This is a genomic window from Nitrosopumilus ureiphilus (genome assembly GCF_013407185.1).
Taxonomy (GTDB): Archaea; Thermoproteota; Nitrososphaeria; order Nitrososphaerales; family Nitrosopumilaceae; genus Nitrosopumilus; species Nitrosopumilus ureiphilus.
Map to the genome: position 1 here is coordinate 717,238 of NZ_CP026995.1, position 20,051 is coordinate 737,288.

At 33.8% G+C, this 20,051-nt stretch carries 23 protein-coding genes; 10 read left to right on the plus strand and 13 right to left on the minus strand.

What is annotated here, in order from left to right; genetic code table 11:
- The gene (locus C5F50_RS04140) at positions 1-846 is read right to left on the minus strand and encodes a sulfurtransferase (protein WP_179372418.1); all 846 of its coding nucleotides are present in this window, start codon (positions 844-846) and stop codon (positions 1-3) included.
- A 108-nt stretch (positions 847-954) separates the two neighbouring features.
- The gene (locus C5F50_RS04145) at positions 955-2,769 is read right to left on the minus strand and encodes a potassium transporter TrkG (RefSeq protein WP_179372419.1); all 1,815 of its coding nucleotides are present in this window, start codon (positions 2,767-2,769) and stop codon (positions 955-957) included.
- Between the two features lie 335 nt (positions 2,770-3,104).
- On the opposite strand from C5F50_RS04145, the gene C5F50_RS13200 reads away from it, so the two are divergent.
- Complete coding sequence (locus tag C5F50_RS13200; protein WP_280924472.1) at positions 3,105-3,230, plus strand: hypothetical protein; 126 nt, start codon at positions 3,105-3,107, stop codon at positions 3,228-3,230.
- A gap of 10 nt (positions 3,231-3,240) precedes the next feature.
- On the opposite strand, the gene C5F50_RS04150 is transcribed toward C5F50_RS13200, so the two are convergent.
- Entirely contained in the window at positions 3,241-3,723 is a 483-nt protein-coding gene (locus C5F50_RS04150; protein ID WP_179372420.1) for a hypothetical protein, read from the minus strand.
- Between the two features lie 8 nt (positions 3,724-3,731).
- Positions 3,732-4,418, minus strand: a complete 687-nt coding sequence (locus C5F50_RS04155; RefSeq protein WP_179372421.1) for a DsbA family protein — start codon at positions 4,416-4,418, stop codon at positions 3,732-3,734.
- Between the two features lie 138 nt (positions 4,419-4,556).
- Here C5F50_RS04155 and C5F50_RS04160 point away from each other — a divergent pair, with 138 nt between their 5' ends.
- The 3 genes from C5F50_RS04160 to C5F50_RS04170 all read left to right on the plus strand — a co-directional run bounded on the left by C5F50_RS04160 (position 4,557) and on the right by C5F50_RS04170 (position 8,397).
- Positions 4,557-7,010: a heavy metal translocating P-type ATPase gene (locus tag C5F50_RS04160; RefSeq protein WP_179372422.1), complete on the plus strand. Its 2,454-nt coding sequence runs from the start codon at positions 4,557-4,559 to the stop codon at positions 7,008-7,010.
- Between the two features lie 61 nt (positions 7,011-7,071).
- Complete coding sequence (locus tag C5F50_RS04165) at positions 7,072-7,347, plus strand: hypothetical protein (protein WP_179372423.1); 276 nt, start codon at positions 7,072-7,074, stop codon at positions 7,345-7,347.
- 342 nt (positions 7,348-7,689) lie between these two features.
- Positions 7,690-8,397, plus strand: a complete 708-nt coding sequence (locus tag C5F50_RS04170; RefSeq protein WP_179372424.1) for a hypothetical protein — start codon at positions 7,690-7,692, stop codon at positions 8,395-8,397.
- A 30-nt stretch (positions 8,398-8,427) separates the two neighbouring features.
- Here C5F50_RS04170 and C5F50_RS04175 read toward each other — a convergent pair whose 3' ends face one another.
- Both C5F50_RS04175 and C5F50_RS13050 read right to left on the minus strand, forming a co-directional pair.
- Positions 8,428-8,613, minus strand: coding sequence for a 30S ribosomal protein S27ae (locus tag C5F50_RS04175; RefSeq protein WP_179372425.1), 186 nt, complete (start codon positions 8,611-8,613; stop codon positions 8,428-8,430).
- Entirely contained in the window at positions 8,613-9,221 is a 609-nt protein-coding gene (locus tag C5F50_RS13050; RefSeq protein WP_246282139.1) for an eS24 family ribosomal protein, read from the minus strand. Before C5F50_RS13050 ends, C5F50_RS04175 begins: the two co-directional genes overlap by 1 nt.
- 83 nt (positions 9,222-9,304) lie before the next feature.
- Between C5F50_RS13050 and C5F50_RS04185 the strand changes: the two genes are divergently transcribed.
- Entirely contained in the window at positions 9,305-9,865 is a 561-nt protein-coding gene (locus tag C5F50_RS04185) for a DUF309 domain-containing protein (RefSeq protein ID WP_179372426.1), read from the plus strand.
- Here the strand turns inward: C5F50_RS04185 and C5F50_RS04190 are convergent.
- Positions 9,849-11,135, minus strand: coding sequence for a BPG-independent phosphoglycerate mutase family protein (locus C5F50_RS04190; RefSeq protein WP_179372427.1), 1,287 nt, complete (start codon positions 11,133-11,135; stop codon positions 9,849-9,851). The genes C5F50_RS04185 and C5F50_RS04190 overlap by 17 nt on opposite strands.
- 233 nt (positions 11,136-11,368) lie before the next feature.
- On the opposite strand from C5F50_RS04190, the gene C5F50_RS04195 reads away from it, so the two are divergent.
- Together C5F50_RS04195 and C5F50_RS04200 are read left to right on the plus strand one after the other, a co-directional pair.
- Positions 11,369-12,385, plus strand: coding sequence for a galactose-1-phosphate uridylyltransferase (locus C5F50_RS04195; RefSeq protein ID WP_179372428.1), 1,017 nt, complete (start codon positions 11,369-11,371; stop codon positions 12,383-12,385).
- Positions 12,386-12,427: 42 nt separating this feature from the next.
- Entirely contained in the window at positions 12,428-12,865 is a 438-nt protein-coding gene (locus tag C5F50_RS04200) for a hypothetical protein (RefSeq protein ID WP_179372429.1), read from the plus strand.
- On the opposite strand, the gene C5F50_RS04205 is transcribed toward C5F50_RS04200, so the two are convergent.
- Genes C5F50_RS04205 through thiD form a run of 3 tightly spaced genes read right to left on the minus strand, consistent with a single transcriptional unit; the run spans position 12,862 to position 15,355 of the window.
- On the minus strand, positions 12,862-13,299 hold the full coding sequence (locus C5F50_RS04205) for a GNAT family N-acetyltransferase (protein ID WP_179372430.1): 438 nt from the start codon (positions 13,297-13,299) through the stop codon (positions 12,862-12,864). The two genes, C5F50_RS04200 and C5F50_RS04205, sit on opposite strands and share 4 nt — an antisense overlap.
- Positions 13,300-13,307: 8 nt before the next feature.
- Positions 13,308-14,009 carry a nucleotidyltransferase family protein gene (locus C5F50_RS04210; protein WP_179372431.1) on the minus strand — a complete coding sequence of 234 codons (702 nt, stop codon included), beginning with the start codon at positions 14,007-14,009 and terminating at the stop codon, positions 13,308-13,310.
- A gap of 53 nt (positions 14,010-14,062) precedes the next feature.
- Positions 14,063-15,355, minus strand: a complete 1,293-nt coding sequence (gene thiD, locus C5F50_RS04215) for a bifunctional hydroxymethylpyrimidine kinase/phosphomethylpyrimidine kinase (protein WP_179372432.1) — start codon at positions 15,353-15,355, stop codon at positions 14,063-14,065.
- Between the two features lie 103 nt (positions 15,356-15,458).
- Between thiD and C5F50_RS04220 the strand changes: the two genes are divergently transcribed.
- From C5F50_RS04220 to thiC, 3 genes are all read left to right on the plus strand, one after another.
- A complete protein-coding gene (locus C5F50_RS04220) occupies positions 15,459-15,647 on the plus strand; it encodes a hypothetical protein (protein WP_179372433.1) in 189 nt (62 codons plus the stop codon).
- Positions 15,644-15,871: a hypothetical protein gene (locus tag C5F50_RS04225; RefSeq protein WP_179372434.1), complete on the plus strand. Its 228-nt coding sequence runs from the start codon at positions 15,644-15,646 to the stop codon at positions 15,869-15,871. Before C5F50_RS04220 ends, C5F50_RS04225 begins: the two co-directional genes overlap by 4 nt.
- Before the next feature lie 240 nt (positions 15,872-16,111).
- Positions 16,112-17,440 carry a phosphomethylpyrimidine synthase ThiC gene (gene thiC / locus C5F50_RS04230; RefSeq protein ID WP_179372435.1) on the plus strand — a complete coding sequence of 443 codons (1,329 nt, stop codon included), beginning with the start codon at positions 16,112-16,114 and terminating at the stop codon, positions 17,438-17,440.
- On the opposite strand, the gene C5F50_RS04235 is transcribed toward thiC, so the two are convergent.
- Genes C5F50_RS04235 through C5F50_RS04245 form a run of 3 tightly spaced genes read right to left on the minus strand, consistent with a single transcriptional unit; the run spans position 17,423 to position 20,051 of the window.
- Entirely contained in the window at positions 17,423-17,827 is a 405-nt protein-coding gene (locus C5F50_RS04235; RefSeq protein WP_179372436.1) for an NUDIX domain-containing protein, read from the minus strand. The two genes, thiC and C5F50_RS04235, sit on opposite strands and share 18 nt — an antisense overlap.
- A gap of 5 nt (positions 17,828-17,832) precedes the next feature.
- Entirely contained in the window at positions 17,833-18,684 is an 852-nt protein-coding gene (locus C5F50_RS04240; protein WP_179372437.1) for a prephenate dehydrogenase/arogenate dehydrogenase family protein, read from the minus strand.
- On the minus strand, positions 18,681-20,051 hold the full coding sequence (locus tag C5F50_RS04245) for an aminotransferase class I/II-fold pyridoxal phosphate-dependent enzyme (protein WP_179372438.1): 1,371 nt from the start codon (positions 20,049-20,051) through the stop codon (positions 18,681-18,683). Before C5F50_RS04245 ends, C5F50_RS04240 begins: the two co-directional genes overlap by 4 nt.

Below are 20,051 nucleotides of genomic sequence, written 5' to 3' on the forward strand. Positions count from 1 at the left end.
TTATTTTTCCACAGGATTTCCAATCATGTTGCCCCATTCAGTCCAGGAGCCATCATAGTTTCGGACTTTAGAATACCCTAAAAGATATTTTAGGACAAACCAACTGTGAGAGGATCTTTCCCCAATTCTACAATAACAAATTACATCTTTGTCGGGAGTAACACCTTTTGGTTCATAATTTTGTCTTAGCTCTTCAACAGACTTGAATGTACCATCAGCATCGTTTACTGCAGTAGCCCATGGAATGTTATTTGCGTGTGGAATATGTCCACCTCTTTGTGCATGTTCCATTGGATATTCTGGAGGAGCAGTAATTTGACCAGTAAATTCTGCAGGGGAACGCACATCAACCATTACAGTGTCTTCTTTTCCTAATGCTCTGCTAACATCAAACAAGTATGCACGTAATCCCTCATCGGGTGGTTGTGCTTTGTATGTAACAGATGAAAATGTAGGTTCATCCGTAGTATAATTTCTATTTTCTAATTCCCATTTTTTTCTGCCACCATCCATAATCTTTAGATTTTCATGGCCATAGATTTTAAAAACCCAGAAAACAAATGCTGCAAACCAATTGTTAAAGTCACCATAAAGAACTACTTCAGTATCAGCAGTAATTCCATTTTTTGCCATTAATACTTCAAATTGTTTTTTGCTGATGATATCTCTTGTAACAGGATCATTGATGTCACGTTTCCACCAGATTAAACTCGACCCATTAATGTGACCTTTTTGATATCCATTAACTGGATCATAATCAACTTCAACTAGTTTTCTTTTTTCATTAGGGGGATTTTGCGATACCCATTCTGTATCAACTAATACTTCAGGATGAGCGTAACTCATAATTTAACTCTAAAAGATGTTTATTTTAATTGAATAGTTTACAATTGTAAGTGTTTTTTTATATTTTGGGAAAAATTAAAACCCGATTCTTAGTCAATGTTGATTTTTTTACGATATTAGTTTGGGCACAAAGATGTATGCAAGTAATATTATTTCCAGACGACCTATAATCATCAAAAATCCAACGAGAATCTTTGAAAACGCATCCAAATCAATGTCAATTATTCCAACCCCCAACCCTGCAGTTGTTATGGCGCCAACTGACTCAAAATAAGAGTTAGAAAAATCATATCCTTGATTGCTCAAATGATATGCCACAGGAATTGGGGCAGTTGGAAACAACACCAATAAAATCAAAGCAATCCAAATCTCTTTTCTATCATGTGATGGAATTTTTTGCCATTTTGTTTTTTTGAAATATTTTCTAAACTGGTAAATTTGCTGGAGACGAAATATTTTGATTCCACCAGCAGTTGAAAACCCACATCCTCCAATAAGCATCAAAACTAGTAACAAGATCATTGGGGCAGATCCGATGTCTACCAAGTCTATTATTTGAGTGCCTGCAGTTGTACTGGTGGCAACTACGGTAAACACAGAATCTATTTCACGTATGTCTGTGAGTACTGTAAATAATAGAATTGAACCTGCCAATATTGCAAAATAAATGCTTACTTCACGAGTTAATTTTATGGACATGAATTTTTTCCTGACAAATGCATAATGAAGGCCAAATGGCAAGGTTCCAAGAATCATTCCTCCCATCAATACAAAATACTCTGGCAAAGTCAGGGTTTCTAAGATCCCAGAATCTGGCATGAATCCCCCAGTGGATAAAACACTCATTGCAATAGAGAAATCATCTACGATGTTTCGTTCTCCAAAATAAAACATCAACATGGCAATGATTACGGCATATATGGAAAACACTATGGTAATTGTTGCAAATAACTCTCGCAATTTTGGGATTTTTCCAGAGATAAATCCCCTCATTGTCATGAGTTTGCTTTCTGGATAAAATGCAGTCATTATGAGGTATATGAAACTCAAACCGCCTACAAACTGACTAAAACTTCGATAAAATGTGAAACTGTCTGGAAGATCCTCTGGTGTGGAAAATAGAGTCATGCCAGCAGTAGTGAAACTTGATGCACTGGAAAAGAAACTGTTTGCAAACAAATCTGCAAAACTGCTTTGACCATATGGTGAAACATACAGATAAGGAATTGTACCAAATAACACCAAAATGAAAAAGCTTGCAAACACCATTATTGCAGATCCTCGCAAATTCAGAGGATGTTTGTCCCCGTAAGCATTTAGGAAAAACCCTGTGATCAAAAGCAGTGATGACATTAAAAATACTCCTGTTGCAACTGCCGTCTCATTGAGAATGGTAGCCAGTAATGATGGAATAAGCATCAAAATCCCTGCAAACTGGGTTACAGTTCCAAGATTCCACAAAATTGCTCTAAGTGAATAGTTTGTAGGCGATGTGGATGCTACTTTTTGTTGTATGAGACTTGTAATTGTATGGTGATAAATCATGCCAATGATTTTACCGTTTTTTCCTGTAACAACAAGTTTCTTCAAGTTGTTATTTCTCATAATATTCAATGCCTTTGACAATGTATCATCATGTTTGACCCCTACCAAAGGAAATGTCATGATATCCTCTAATCGGGTTTTGTTTGGATTTGCATGTGCCTCTCCAATCTTTTGTAGTACGTCTTGATCTGTGACAATTCCTATTGGGGTGTCATCCTTATTTACAACAATGATCTCATCCTTGCCATTTTTTTGCATTACACCACATGCAACAGTCATTAAAGTCAAATCCAAAAGTTTCAAAAATGTGGAATTCATGTGCTGAGAAACATTTCTATCAAGAATGCCACTTATGGGATTCTTGTTTGCATGTGACATGCCTTCGTGGGTTTTGTTTGAATATTAAAACCATTTAGTGATACTACACAGATAATCAAAAACCTCTTTTTGAGCAGGATATTTTCTTATGCTATGATATCGGATAATCTTGGATGATGTTTGATCCTTTTATTCCTAGAGCGAAATTCATTATAGCATAAAATAGAAATCATAGATTACGTCACTCCCGTTCCATTGAAGCCAATTTGAACCTGATTGAAACAGAATCAAATTTCCTCTAATTTACAAGTGTAACCATTTGATCTAATATACAACAGAAACAATTACAAAATATGCTTGGTTTTACAAAACACTGTAAAATATGTGGAATTGATTTGCAAAAAAATAATGAACTGAAACGATTTGGAAAATCATTTTGTTCAGAAGACCATGTAAATCAATTTGTAGAATTAAAAAAACAGCAACTAAAAAATAATCCTAAACGAAGAGGTTGTTGTTAACAGACTCAAACTATTGTGTTTTGTTTAACACACAACTTTTTGTTAATTTGTTATGAATTGAATAATACGACCATATCAGTAACCCAATTGAGACTACTAAAAGAGGAATTTGGTATACTGAAAGAAATGTTGATGCTGCAACTCCTGCACCACCAAAGCTAGTCAAAAGCACAAATCCCATAGACGAACAACTAGCACATCCACCTGCCATCATTCCCACAGATGAGCCCATAAATGAGGATTTGTTCATTTTTACAGTTGTATTTTTTAGAACATAGATGTTCATACTTAGTATTATTCCCATTAGTGCAGATATTGTATTTGATAAAATAAAAACAGAAATTGCATCTGAAGGAAGATAAAATACAAAAACAGGAGTGAAGAACAATAATTCTCCAAATACACTAAACATTATCCAAAATAAAGTAAAAATTACAGATGCCAGAAAAATGTAGAATTTATTTTGAAAAACTTGTTTAAAGGAAGATATCATTTTTTCACCTAGTTTAAACTATCATCAAACATCTTTTCAAATGTTGCAAATGGATATGCACCAGTAAGTGCTTGAGGTTTGGAACCATCGTTTTTGAGCATTAGAAATGATGGAGTGCCTGTAAACTCGATTTGTTTTGCAAGAGCAAGATCACTATCTACCAATGATTTGTATTTGTTACTATCAAGACATGAATCAAAACTTTGTTTATCTAATCCCATGTTTGATGCAATTTGTTTTATATTGTCTTTGCTGGCCCAACCAGAATTCTCATGACCTTGATTATTGTATAATTCATCATGAAATTCCCAAAACATTCCCTGATCATTTGCACATTGAGATGCCATTGCAGCAGTTTTTGAGTCAGGACCAACTACAGTAAAGTGCTTAAATGCCATACTGACTTGACCAGATTCTATATAAGATGCCTCTATTTGTGGACTGGTGTCTCTTGCAAATCGTCCACAGTTTGGACATTGAAAGTCCCCAAACTCAATTAAAGTGATAGGGGCTGACGGATCTCCTTTCAGTGGAGTGTCAGAAGTGATAAGACTTGAAAAGGATAATGGTGAAACTGATGAATCGGTGCCTGTATTTTCAGTATTTGTATCAGTAGAATCAAAATTAAGTGCAGATACTACGATGATTGCAATAACTACAGAGACAATAGCACCAATAATCAAAGGCTTTTTCATACATCTCGCAGTAATCATTATCCATTTACGTCTTTTTCCACTTTTAATAGGTTCTAAATTGTTAAAATCTATACCTATAGAATTTTACAAATGTAAGTATTTGGTAATAAATACAAAATCAAAGTATACAATCAGATAATGGATAATCTCGTAATAGAAGCCAAAAAAGATCAAATCAAAAAGACAGCCATTAAAATTGGTGGGATGCATTGTGCAGGATGCATAACTGCAATTCAAAATTACATGTCAGATGTTGATGGGGTGGAAAAATGTCAAGTAAATTTGGCAGCTGAAAAAGCTACTTTGGAATATGATTCATCAGTGATTAATTTGGAAAATATTGAAAATTTATTAAAAGACATTGGTTATACTGTCGTCTATGAGAAATTCTCTGCAAAGATTGATGGAGTATCTGATTCTGTAAATTCGGAAAAATTAAAAACAAATCTAATTGGAATAGCAGGAGTAAGAGAAATTTCAGTCAATACTGAAAACAGTCAAGTTGTTATTGAATACAATCCCGCTCTACTTTCAAGTTCAGATCTTAGAGGGATGATTAATAGATCAGGATTTCAAATTTTAAGTGAAGATGATGTTGTATCATCAGAAGGAATTGAAGCAAGGAAATTAAAAAGACTGTTCATAATTGGAGTTATTTTTTCAATGCCTGTTGTCATATTTGGATATCCGGAATTTCTTTCATTTGTTCCATTTGCTGGAACCGATACTGCAGCATATTTGATCTTTGTGTGTGCAAGCATTGTTCAGTTTGTAGTAGGGAGAAGATTCTATGTTGGAGCATACAGGATAGCAAAAATAAAGTCTGCAAATATGGATACTCTAGTTGTTACTGGTACAACTGCTGCATTTCTATTTAGTGTATGGAATACATTTCCAACGCCTGTTTGGGAAAATATCTACTATGATGCAGCTGCAATTGTAGTTACATTCATAATTTTAGGAAAATACATGGAACACAAAACAAAAGGAAAAGCATCATCTATTATTCGTAAAATGCTTGAACTACAGCCAAAAACGACTAGAATTAAAAAAGGAGACGAAGAAATTGACGTTCCTATAGAGTCCATCCAGCCTGGGGATATTGTAATTGTGAGACCTGGAGAGAAAATCCCTGTTGATAGCATAGTTGCTGATGGATTTTCTGCAGTTGATGAATCAATGATTACGGGGGAATCTGTTCCTGTTGAAAAAAAGCCGGGTGACAGAGCTATTGGAGGCACAGTAAATCATGAGGGTTCTCTAGTGCTCCAAGCTACAAAAGTTGGAAACGATACTATTCTTTCACAGATTGTTAAACTAGTAGAAGACGCGATGGGAACAAAACCGCCAATGCAGAGAATAGTAGACAAGATAGCAGGTTACTTTGCATTGATAGTTTTGGTTGTGGCACTTGGTACATTTCTGACTTGGTATTTTGTTGCACCAGATGGTGCAGGTATTGCAATAGCATTAATTCCAGCAGTTGCCATACTTGTGGTTGCATGTCCTTGTGCGTTGGGCTTGGCAACTCCTACTGCAATCATGGTTGGAATGGGAAAGGGTGCAAGTAGTGGCGTAATATTCAAGGGCGGAGATGCATTAGAAATACTTGGCAAGATCCAAGTAACGGTATTTGACAAAACAGGTACATTAACAGAAGGAAAACCAAAAGTCACAGATATTATTCCAGTAAACACATCCAACAGAACAAATGATAATTCAGAATTGGATGATGCAAATACTTTGTTAAGATTTACTGCAATTGCCGAAAAAAATTCAGAGCACCCACTAGCAAAATCAATAGTACAAAATGCAAAAGACATGAATTTACACATTGAATCACCGTCTGAATTTGTATCTATTCCTGGAAAAGGAGTAAGGGCAGTATTTGAGGGTAAAGAGATTTTGGTTGCCAGTCCAAGTCAAATGAAAAGAGAAGGAGTTGATTTAAACTCAATAGAAGAAAATATTTTCAATCTTCAACAAGAAGGAAAAACTGTAGTTGTGACAACACATGATGGTAAATTAATTGGATTCATAGCACTTTTGGATATTCCAAAACCTAGTGCAAAAACTACTCTGAGAGAATTAGAAAAATTAGGAATAGATGTTGTAATGCTTACAGGAGATAATCAACGAGCAGCTGCCACTATTGCCAAGGATCTTTCAATTTCTAGAGTGTTTTCAGATGTAGTGCCATCAGAAAAAGTTGAGATAATAAAACAATTACAAAATGAGGGTAAAAAAGTGGGCATGATTGGTGACGGTATCAATGATGCTGCTGCCCTAACTCAGGCTGATGTTGGAATTGCAGTAGGAAGTGGTACAGATATTGCACTGGAAGCTGGAAATGTCGTGTTATTACGAAATGATCTTTTTGCAGTAATCTCGTCAATTGAAATAAGTAAAAAGACTGTAGGTAAAATCAAACAAAATTTGTTTTATGCATTTGTCTATAATGCAGTGTTGATTCCATTTGCAGGATTGGGCTTGCTTTATCCTGCTTTGGCAGGTTTGGCAATGGCTACAAGCTCAGTATCAGTAACACTTAGTTCGTTGTCTTTGAAGCGATGGAACCCCCAAAAAATATGAAAATGATTCTTTACAAATGTAATGTATTGAATTGATATTATTCTTTATTCTCTATACTGTTTTGTCAATACTACATGTTTGGATTGGATTCTCATTAGGAATACTTTTTGCAGGATTTCTTGCAGGATATGTTTACTCTGAACAGATTAACAGTCCAGGTAATTTGATGGCAAAAGATCCTGATACCACTGAAAGATGGAGGGAGATAATGTTAGGTACGATGATGAATGATCCAGAATTACATGATGAGATAATTGAAGATATTACTAAACATCCTCAAATGATGAACAGTCTTAGAGAAAATCAAGAATTTTTGAATCAATTGAATAATCCCTAGAAAACTCACCATTTTTGAAATTAATCATATGACAGTCTTTCAAATAACCTGTGATTTATGCGTCAAAAAGGATTTAATGATAATTTTTATTTGTGTGTGACTATTGATCTTTAGGCATTTGATATTTCAAGAGTTAATGATAATTTGTTGTTTTATTGACTTATGATAACAATTAACTACCTCTGAATATTGTATAACACCATGCCAATGAGAAAAAAAGGTAAACATCAAAGACATGCTGATCAAAGGGCTGAAACCCGTAAAAAAAAGAAAGCAAAATCTGGAAAGCCAAGATCCTAAACAAATTAACCCTTTTACATTCAAACTTGTCAAGGAGTAATATTGGACCCGCTAATACGTTTCAAAGATGCACATTCTAAAGGAATAATTCCTGATGATGTCTATGATCTTGTGGTAGAACGTTTTCCAATTGTTGTTGCAGGAATTAATAGAATCGAAAAAGCATCTGGAATAAAATATCCCGTTGCATATGTGGAGCCTTCACTTGTATTGTCTTCTCCAAATCCCAATTCCTATGAATTTGGAATATTATTTGCAAGAACAATACCTGTGATGTTTGATGATAAATTTCAGGTTGTAATTCAGATATCTGCACCTCTAATTGCTTATGGGCTTAAAGGTACTATTCATGCCATTTTAGCACATGAGTTTTTACATTTTCTAGAACTGATGAGAAAAATTTCAAAGATGGAGTTACTCTCAGATGAAATATCTGGAAATTTATTTGAAAATGTCTACACTGATGAAACGCGATTGTTTGAACCTAGAGTTGTCTTCAAAGACCGCACTTTGTTAAATCACATAACAAAAAAATTTCCATCTGGTTTTCGTGATTATAAACTTGAAGATAAGGTGATGAAATTTTGGGCTGACAAAAATCTTCCCAAATCCAATATATCTTTGGACGCAAATAATGTGAAATTGTCTGCCGAATCGCTTTCTAAAATAAAACTTGTACCAGAATTTATTTCAAAAATTGAGCAATTGGAAGAAAAAAGTTCTAAAATTCGCCAAAAAAGATTGTACTGATTTAGAAATTACTGTAAAATAATTTTATTTTTACTGATTGAATTCAGTTAGTCCGCACTTTCCACAAGTGTGTCTGTCTTTATGCTCTGACATGAAAACACCTTTTCCACATCTAGAGCAAATCTTTCTAATTCTTGTAACTTTGTCTCCATCTACTTTGAAGTATTTGTAAACATTGGGACTAGAACCTTTCTTACCTTTTTGTTCTACAGGCATTATTCCGATTTCTCCTCTGGTTTTGTTTCTTCAGATGCCTCTTCTGCTTTTACTTCTTCAGATGCCTCTTCTGCTTTTACTTCTTCAGATGCCTCTTCTGCTTTTACTTCTTCAGATGCCTCTTCTGCTTTTACTTCTTCAGATGCCTCTTCTGCTTTTACTTCTTCAGATGCCTCTTCTGCTTTTACTTCTTCAGATGCCTCTTCTGCTTTTACTTCTTCAGATGCCTCTTCTGCTTTTACTTCTTCAGATGCCTCTTCTGCTTTTACTTCTTCAGATGCCTCTTCTACAGGAGCTTCTACTGCTTGTGCCTCTGCCAATTTTGCTTTTATTTTTTCAATTCTTGAGAAAATTGTTGGATTGACATGTTTTTTTGCCAAACCCTCATCATAATAAACATAGAAAGTACCAGTGACATGTGATTTTCCTACATGAGTTCTAAGCCTCATTGGAATTACAACTTTGCCGTCTAGCTTGAATTCTTTTGTAATCATATCTGTTGCCTCTAGACTTTTGAGTTTTCCACCCAATCCTGCAAAATTACATGTCAGCTCTCTCCTAGATAGGAATGTGTTATCAACGTCTGTGACTGTCTCGATGATGGACATGTATCAAAAATCCTTTGGATATTTCATATAAACCTTGATTGAAATTAGAGAAGAAATTTAAGAAATCCTTGCAGAATATTGCCATGGAACGTTATATGCTTCATTTTAAAAATACTGGATATTCGCCTAAACAATCACGCGAGATCGTTTACAGAGCCAGAGATTTGGCATCTGACATGAATGCATCAGTTAGAATTGCAAGAGTAGCCAGTAAATTTGTGGAGTTAGATGTGGCTGTTAAAAAAGAAGACCTTGACACCCTTGTTGAAAAATTATCTCCTATTGGTCCTATTGATAATATCCGGCATGTTGTAGAAGAGGAGATCGAAAAAGAGAAGGGAATCGCTGATGGAATTTTCTACTTTAACAATGAACGATTCTGGGAGAGTCATGAGGCTTTTGAAGGTGTTTGGAAACAATGCTTTGGTAGAGAAAAAGACCTTGTCCAAGGAATAATTCTGATGGCAGTAGCATTAGCTCATGCTCAAAAAAATGATGTCAGTATTGGAATTAGAATGCTCAAAAGAGTCTTAGACAAACTAGGAACTTCCCCTTCAATGTATCATTCCATTGATGTTGATAGAATTAGAAAAAAGGCAGTTGATATGCAACAAGAAAACAAGTTAACTATTTTTGAGATTTAATTAATTCTAGAGCTTTTGGAACTACCGCTGCGCCTTGAAGCAAACCTATACTTCCTTTCTTTGCTTGCTCTTCAGTCATTCTAGTAGTTCCATCATTTTGAATAAAATCAGCTGAAACTAAAACTGGCACAGGATCATCACTGTGCCCTTTGTTAATACATGGTGTGGAGTGATCAGCAGAAATGACAATTGCAACTTTGCTTGAATCAATATTTTCAACAAGTGTTTTAAAAAATCGCTGATCAATCTCTTCTATGTTTTTCATCTTGCCAATTGCATCTCCATCATGACCGAATTCATCTGGTCCTTTGAGATGGACATAAATTGAATTTTGAGTCTCCATTGCTTTTGCTGCAACTCTTGCTTTTTCTTCATAATCTGTTAATCCTCCAGCTTCAAATGCTTTCATCTTTAGAACATTTGAGATTCCAATCTCTACTGGCATATCCACAATACATGAAAATTGCATAGAATATTTTTCATTAATTGGAATCACATCTGGATATTTGTTTCCTGCATCTCTGAGTAAAATACAACTAAGTTGTTTCTTACCTTGCTCTTTTCTTTTTTTATTAACCTGACTCTCCTTCATAATTCTGATTGATTGTTCTGAAAACTCATTAACAATATTTGCAGTGAACTTTGAATCTTCATCATCTTCTAAGGGTAAACATTTTTCAATTTTTAGAAAATCTCCAACTGCCTTTGCTACGCCCATGCCTCCGATGTTACTATATGCAGGATCTGTATTGGTAATTTTTGAAGAAAGTTTTCTAGAGTTTGCTCTTATTCTAACTGTAACCCTGTGACCAATTGTAGGTGATACTACAACCGATGTATCTGGACTGGATAACTTTATTTTTTCTTCAATCTCTTTTGCAATTCCATCTGCATCTTCTTTTTCAATATTTCTACCTGCTCTTCTATCTATGATTACTTCATCATCATTTAGTGTTGAATAATTTCCTCTTAATGCTAAATCTCCATCTTTGAAGTCAATCCCAATTCCAATGGCTTCAATCACTCCTCTTCCTGCATATTCTGCATGATTGAATTTGTATCCCAACATATTGAAAACCGCAATGTCTGACTCTGGAGCAATTCCTTTTCCGACAGAAATTACTTCTCCTATACAGCCATTACTTGCAATCTTGTCCAAAGTTGGGGTATTTGCAGCCTCCAATGGTGTTTTTCCTTGTAAATCTGGATGTGGAAGATCTCCAACTCCATCTAATAGAACGTAAATCATATGAATATCTGAATTATCCATAATATTCTCTGTTTTAGCAACATCAGGTGCTCTCCTTTAAATCTTGCAACAAAATATGCGATCAAAAATTTAGAATCAGTTTAATTTTTCTAATTTAATTTTTCTAATTATTCATAATTGATCAAAGTATGATTTTTTAATTTTTACTGAAATTAATTACAAAACATGTTTTTAATTTAGAAATACCCTCTCTTAGCAAACGTTTTAACAGACATTTACTTTCAGTAACAATTATGGGGGATATGCGTAAAGATTATGTTTCTGAACGTTTCATGATTGTAACAAAAAAAGAAGACAAAATTATTAATCCAAAAAAATCTCCATTTGCTCCTGGTAATGAATCTATGACAAATCCTTCTGTATTATCACTTGTTGCAAAAGATGGAATGCTACAACGTCTTCAAGATAATGAGGATGAATATGTAGAGGGTTGGGCTATTAGAGTATTTGAAAGCAAAAATCCAATCGTTTCAATTGATACAGAAAATTCTTATAGTGACAGACCTTTCTATAGCGAACCTGCATATGGATATCATTACATTGTTGTTGCATCCCCAAAAGAAAAAGACACATTTGCAACAATTGATCCTGAACAATGGTCAAACGTTCTAGTTGTTGTTCAAGATAGATTGAGGTGGCTGTATACTCAAAAAGGTGTTACCTATGTTTCAATTTATGCTGACCATGGTGATTTGGCAGGAAGTACTAATCCTCACCCTCACCTGAACCTTCTTACATTTTCTACTATTCCTCCAGTAATTGAGAGTGAAGCTGAAGCATCACACAAAATTCTAAATGAAAAAGGCGTCTGTCCAATGTGCCAGACAGTAAATGAAGAAATTGGTGGTCCAAGGCAGGTTCTTCAAACTGAAGGCTTTATCGCATTTTGTCCTTGGTCCCCCTCATATCCTTACGAATTTTGGATTTCTCCAAAAAAACACACTACTAGTTTTTCCAAAATTACTCAAAAAGAAATTAATGATTTGTCTTTAATTTTGAGGGCAACTTTGGGCGGATTGTCGAAAACTGTCAAAAATGTATCTTATAATCTTGTTTTTCATCTATCTCCTGAAAAGAAAAACAGTAGACAAATTCATTGGCATATTGAAATTTATCCTATTACAAAATCATGGTCTGGATTAGAACGTGGATATGGTATTTTCTTAAATGATGTTTCTCCAGAACAAGCTGCTGAAAAACTTGGAGCATCTTGCAGGAAAGAATTAGCTAACCTTGTTGGCATTATATGATTTTCTGCATGGTTTATTTATCTACTCAAATCTGTTTTAATTATGGCAATAGAGAAATGGCTTGCAATAACAAGTGTTGCATTATTTGCAATGTTTGCCGGTGAAATGATTTCAATTTACTCTTATGTTGTTGATCCTCCTGAAAATGCTATGCTTGATGATTCTTGGTTTGATTCTAAAATATTTCAGTTTATTTCAATCGGTGTTGCCCCCGCTGGAATTTTAGCTGCAGTTCCTTTCTTCATGACAAAACAATATGGTTCAAAACCTATAGGTGGATTAATTGTTGCAGGTGGAGTAATTTTGTTAGTTGGAATGTTTGTTTGTTATACCTTGTTAGATCAAATTAATGATGTTTATCTTACCGATATTGTTACCAATACCCCTGTTTTATTTATGGGTCTGTCTCCTATTGTAATTGCTGTTGGTATTTATTTGACCAAACAAAAAAAGAAGCGTCCTAAGAAAGAGTTCTTTTAATCATTATCAAATCTTAATTCATTTGCAATTTGCTTAAAGCCTAATTTCTCATAAAATGGTTTTACGTCGTCTGTGCAATCTAGAATTGTTTTATAACAGCCTCTGTTTTTTGCAATTTCTAGTATATACTTCATAATTTTCTCGCCTATTTTTTGTCCTTGAAAATCCTTGTTTACTACCACATCTTCAATATGACCTACCATTCCTCCATCATGAATGAATTTCTGCTCTATTAGCAATGTGGTGGAACCCACTATTTTTCCACCTAATTCTGCAACTGCAATTATGTGATCCGGATTGGAATTTATTTTCTCAAAAATCTTAATTGCCTTGTCATTATCCATATTGCTTGTCTTTCTCAATGAATCAAGCGATGTCAAAAATCCATTTTGAATGTCTTCTTTTCTTAATTCTCTGATTATTGGTTCACTCATTTTTATTTTCAGATCTTACCTAGTTTTTGAATATATTCTTGATATGCTTTTTTGTAGGATGCTTTATTTCCAATATCTGTAAATCCATTCTTTGTAAGAAAGCTATTGACTAGTTTTTTTCTGCTCATGGCTTTTTTAATTACATCATCCATTCCAAAAGGTTTGTTTTTTGGTATGAATTTCAAAATTTCCGGTTCCATGACGTAGCACCCCATGTTTACATTGGCTTTTATCTCTGGTTTTTCATTCCAACTCAGTACCTTTCCATTCTTTGAAGTCTCAATTACTCCGTATGGCAAATTAGTTTTGTATTCATTAAGACTCATGGTAACGAATGCTTTTTTCTGATTGTGTTGTTTTATCATATTTCTAAGACTAAAATTAAAAATTGAATCACCATATATGCAAACAAAAGTATCATCTATGAATTCTTCAGCAGTTTTTAGTTGCCCTGCAGTAGCAAGTGGTTTATTTGAAATTGCATACTCTATGTTCACTCCAAACCTTTTACCATCTTCAAAATAATCCTCAATTGTTTTTCTAAGATAACTAACACACAACACAACTGATTTTACACCATTTTTTCTTGTCCAATCAATTAGGTGCTCCAAGATTGGTTTTTCTCCCAACGGTAACATGGGCTTTGGAAGAAATGTGGTGTACGGTTGTAGTCTTGTACCTAATCCTCCAGCAAGAATTATTGCTTTCACAAATTTCATTTGAGAATTGACTATTTATGTTCAAGGATGAATTTCGACCCGACTCAAATAATTTTTAAAATCTTTCTCAAAACATCATCTGGGGTTTCACCAAATACTATGATCATCGGCTCTTTTCCAAAATCTCCTTTATGGTAAATTGCATCTGGTATTTTTGTTGAATTCTTAACTGCTTTTTTTATGCCCCATTCAATAGTTGAGTCCTTAATTTTCACATTTTTTGGTTCTTCATTTCTATCATAACTTGAAACTATTAGTTTTGATTTTTTAATTTTTGAAATTGTAGTGTTTTGATATTTTAGATTTATTGCAGAGCAGATTTTTGGATATCTTTTATTCATTATTAGTAATGCTGTTGCAACATGTTTTGAACCGCCATAAGTCAACTCTCCAGCTACCGTAGCACTCTTTCCTGATTTGACTATTCTTCCAGAAATACCAAGAATGTCTTTTATTGATTTAGGTTTTTGTTTGGAATATACAAAATTTATTTGGCATTCAGGAATATTTTTGTAAATATTTTTAATTTGAATAAATTTGTCTATTGCTTCTGATAAATCTCGATTGATAACATCTTGAATTTCTGTGATTGCTATTCCTTTTCCTATTTTCTTTGCATTTTTAATTGAATTTTGAGTAAATTGTTGGGCAAACCTTAATGAGTCTTTTATTGTCTTGTTTTTTGCTAGAGCAAAAATTATGGCTGCTGAATAATTACAACCACTACCATGATTGACTCTATTAATTTTGTTTCCAGAAATAAAATATTCTTTATTTTTTTCCAAAATAAAATCTGATATTGTTTTATCTCCTGTCACAACTCCGGTAATTACAACATTTTTTGCACCCATCTTTTGAATTTTTTTGGCGACATTTTGTATTGATTTTTTTGAATTTATTTTAGTCTTTGATAGTATTTCGGCCTCGAACTTGTTTGGTGTAATTACTGTTGCAAGAGGAACAATATACTTTTGAAAATCTGAAATGGCTGTTTTTTCAATTAATGCTCCACCCGTCGTTGATTTGATTACAGGATCTACTACAATTGGAATTTTTACTTTTCTTAATTTATTATTTAGAATTTTAATAATTTGAGAATTGTATACCATTCCAATTTTTATTCCATCAATTTTAAAATCCGACATTACAGATTCAATTTGATCTTTTAAAATTTTTTGTGATACTGGTTCAGCAATACCAAAATTTGATGTGTTTTGACTGGTGATAGATGTGATTACTGTAAGCCCATGAACATTAAATGACGAAAAAGTTTTGATATCACTTTGAATTCCAGCACCTGATGATGGATCCGATCCTCCAATTGAAAGTAAATTCATAATTTTCTATTTTTCTTAGCACTAATTTGTTTTTACTTTACATTTTTACAAATATTTCACTTTGTAACATTGATTTTATACTTGAATATCTTTCTAAAAACTAATGACTAAAATTCCAATAGCAAATGATGCCTCTACTGAAGAATTACGGTGTACAACATGTTTACTTCCTATGCAATATCAAACAAAAAAAGATGGGAAATTCCTTTGGCAATGTTTCAAATGTGGTAAGCAATACCTTGTATCTACAAACACTGAAGACGTTGAAGAAAGTTGGAGTCCTCCAAGATGACAGGCCTCTCCGAAATTGAATCTCTAAAATCTGAAAATCAAAAACTTAGGAAATACATTTCTCTAATTTCTGCTGAAATTGAATTAATTCAAAGGGTAGGTGAGATAAGGCAGAATTTTATAAGTTCTGATGACTCTAAGCACATAATCACGCCTATTATGGATAGAATCTTTAGAATAAAAGATGAAAAACTAACTCTACAAAAGGAATTGGACCTAGATTGATTTCTAAATTACGATGATGATTGGGTTACACAATCAAAAGAACAAAAGTCATCTTTCAAGCTATAGAACTCCCTCCCACAATGCCTGCATTCTTTTATTGCTCTCATACTAATCTATAACGGCATCCTAGCATTTAAAATCGATCTATTTTCTTAATATAGTGCCAAGGAATTATAGTGCGATCAGCATTTTTTTCATTTTCCACGATTGTTTAAATCAGGCAAAAACATAGATTACGTTATGGCAACACAGATGACTTTTGCTAAACGCGGTATCGCAACTGATGAAATGAAACAAGTTGCAAAAGACGAGGATGTCTCATTAAATTGGCTTATTCCAAAAATTGCTCGTGGCTCAATAATAATTCCAAGTAATAATGTACGACTACAAAAAATTCACAATGTTGGAATTGGTAAAGGTCTTAAAACTAAAGTAAATGTAAACATTGGAACTTCAACTCTAAATGTAAACCTTGATGAAGAGATTGAAAAAGCAAAAGTCGCAATAAAATACCATGCAGATACAATCATGGATCTTAGTGATGGCGGTGATGTTAAAATGATAAGACAAACTCTTATGGATTCTGCACCAATAACATTTGGAACTGTTCCAATTTATGAGGCTTATAATTATGGTGTTGAAGTTCACAAAAATCCTTTGAATTTAACAGAAGATGATTATCTAAATGCATTTGAAAATAATGCAAAAGATGGAGTTGATTATACGACAATTCACTGTGGAATTACTAAAGATATCGCAAAAAGAATTTTAAAAGTTCAACGATATGGTGGAGTTGTAAGTAAAGGTGGAACAATTACAGCTGCATGGATGTTAAAACATGATAAAGAAAATCCATATTTGACTCACTATGACTATTTGATTGAAATTGCTAAAAAATATGATGTTACATTTAGCCTCGGAGATGCACTTAGACCCGGCTCAATCTTGGATTCTCATGATGAATTGCAAGTTCAAGAGATGATCAATATTTCTCAATTAACGAAACGAGCTCATGAACACGATATTCAAGTAATGGTGGAAGGTCCAGGACATGTTCCATTAAATGAAGTTGCAGCAAATGTACGATTGGCAAAATCTCTAATTGGTGATGTGCCATACTATGTTCTAGGTCCATTAGTTACTGATGTTGCATCTGGTCATGATCATATTGCAAGTGCAATAGGTGCTGCAGTTTCAGCAAGTGAAGGTGTAGATCTTTTATGTTATCTTACTCCTTCTGAACATTTGGCTTTGCCAAATGCCGAAGAAGTAAAAGCTGGATTAATTGCATATAGAATTGCTGCTCATGCAGGTGACCTTGTTAAAATTCGTGATAAAGTTATCAAATGGGATATGGAAATGACAGAAGCTAGACGTACTTTGGATTGGGAAAAGCAACTTGCATTATCTATTGATCCAGAAGAAGCAGCTAAGATTCATAGTAGAACAGGACAGCATCCTGGAAATAATGTGCCATGTACAATGTGTGGCGGTGCATGTGTTTACATGATGTTGCCACAACAAAAAAAATACGAAAAAGAAAATAATAATCTACAACAAATTGAATAAGACTTTTTGAAGACTAGGAACTGTCTTATAATTTCCTAACTCATCAATATCTATCCATTCGAATTGTGAATTTTCCCAGTTAAGCTCGATCGTTGGATTCTCTGCTTCAAACAAAAATGGGTATATCTCCCATTCATGATTTTCATATTGTGGAGAATTCACTCGCATTCCTTCTGCAGATTTTACAAGTGTGATCTTATCTTCTGTAATTCCAACTTCTTCAAAAATTTCAATCTTTGCTCTTTTCAATGGTTCTTCATCATTTTCAATGATTCCGCTAATTCCCGCCCAGAGTCCTTTCATTGATTTTACTTTGTTGCTTCTTTTGAGAATCAATAATTTATCATTATTTCTAATGAAAGATGTGACAATTTTTGTTGAACGCATGCCTGCTATTTTTCAACGGATTTTACCATTTTAGTTAGTTTTTTGTAAGATTCATTGGTATCTGTATGCTTGGCAAGTCTCTCTTGGCATTCTTTGATGTATGTGATTACCTCTTCGGTCTTTGATTCTTGAACAGCAGTAAGTAATCTGCCAATGTCTTTCCAAAGTTCTTCTGCAACTCTTCTAATTTCTGGATTAGCAATAATTGTTTCAATTAGTTCTGGGGATTCTGTCATAATGCTTTCTGCCAATATCTTTTGAACTCTAAATGTCGTACCTGACATTTTTTCTGTAAGATTCATTTTTTCATCTTTTGAAATAATGTTTGCAAAAACTAAATTCATCAAATGGGTCAACCCTAAAATTACTGCAATTTTTTTATCATGTTCTGCTGCATCAATAGTTACAAAGTTTGCGCCTTCAAACAATGATTTTGCAACCGTTAGTTCTTTTTTAGCATCTTTAATTGGGACTGAAATTATGTTTTGACCTTTGATAATTTTTGTTCCAGGACCAAACATTGGATGAATGCAAATTGGATTAATCTTGTCTGGCATTTTTGATAATGATGAAACTACTTTAGATTTCTCAGATGATATTTCTATTAGATATGTTCCTCTCTTCATCTCTTTTGCAATGAGTCTGATAATTTCTGGGGTTCTTCTTGTGGGTGTACATAATACTACATAATCTGCCTTTAGAATTGAACCAACTAAAGAATCTGATGATATAATATTTTTTCCTGTAATCTTATTTTCTGAATCGTACCCTGTTACTTCAAAATCTTTCTCTGCAAAATATTTGGTAAACCATTGTCCCATTTGACCTCCAGCACCAATAACTGTAATCTTCTTCATTGTTCTTCACTCATAATGTTACCCAGTATATTCATTCCCTCAATTAGTGTTTTCTCGTCTTGACATGCCGAAATTCTAATGAAATTCTTGTAATTTCCAAATCCTTCCCCTGGGGCAATGGCAAGTCCTTTCTCAAGAGTACTATTTGCAAATTGAACCCCATCAAATCCTTCTTGATTAATTCGAGCAAAAATGTACATTGCACCATCTGGAACTACAAAATCTAGTCCCATCTTCGATGCTTTTTCAGACAACATATCTAGTCTATTTTGGACTGTATTAGAATTGTTGGTTGTGTCTGCCTCTAGGGCTTTCATGGCAATGTATTGGATGGGTTCAGACACATTTGTCAGGCATAATGCCTCTAATTTTGCCATTTTTTCAATAATTTCAGTATCTGCTATGGCATACCCAATTCTAAAGCCTGTCATTGCATGGGATTTTGAAAATGATTGAGTAACGATACTTTTCTTATAACTATATGATAGAATACTTTTCCAGCTAGTTTTTGCATATTGGGAATAGATTTCATCACTTAGCACATACAGATCATTTTGTCTGGCCAATTCAACAATTTTGTCTTGTAGTTTTTCAGAAAGTATTTTGCCAGTTGGATTATTCGGATAATTTAGAACAATCATCTTTGTGTTTGAATTAATTGTATTTTTGATCTGCTCTAATGATGGTTCCCATTTTTCTTCTAGAGTTGTATTGATGGTCCTTACTTTGATTCCTGCATTTAGTGCACAATCTTTGTATGCAGGCCATGCAGGTTCAATCACTATTATTTCATCACCTGGATTAAGAAGTGTTGTAATTGCAGTAAAGATTGAAAATCTGGCACCCGGACTGACAATTATGTTATCTTCAGTTATATTTGCGTTAAATTTTTTAGAAACATATTTTGCAAGTGCATCTCTGAATATTGGCATCCCTCTTGCTTGACCATATTTTAAAAATCCTTTATCAAAAACTTCTTCCAACGCATTTTTCACAATAACTGGTGGCAAAAAGTCTGGCTCTCCAACTTCCATATGGATTATTTTTTTTCCTTGTTGTTCCATTGATTTTGCTTTTAGGAAAATAGAGAGGTGTGTTTGTTTATTGTTTGATTGAACTTTCACTGATTCATTTAATAGGAAATTAAAAAATTTTGTCGCAATAGTCTCATCTAGTCCAATTTCATTGCATAATGAAATTACTTTTCCACGTAAATTATCTTCTCTGACTTCATCTGTCACTCCTTTCCCAATATTTTTTTTGACTTCGCCGATTTCTTTTGCAATATCTGTTCTAGTTTTTAGCAACTTTATCATTTCAAGTGTAACTTCATCCATCCTGTTTCGAAGATCATTGATATCTGACAT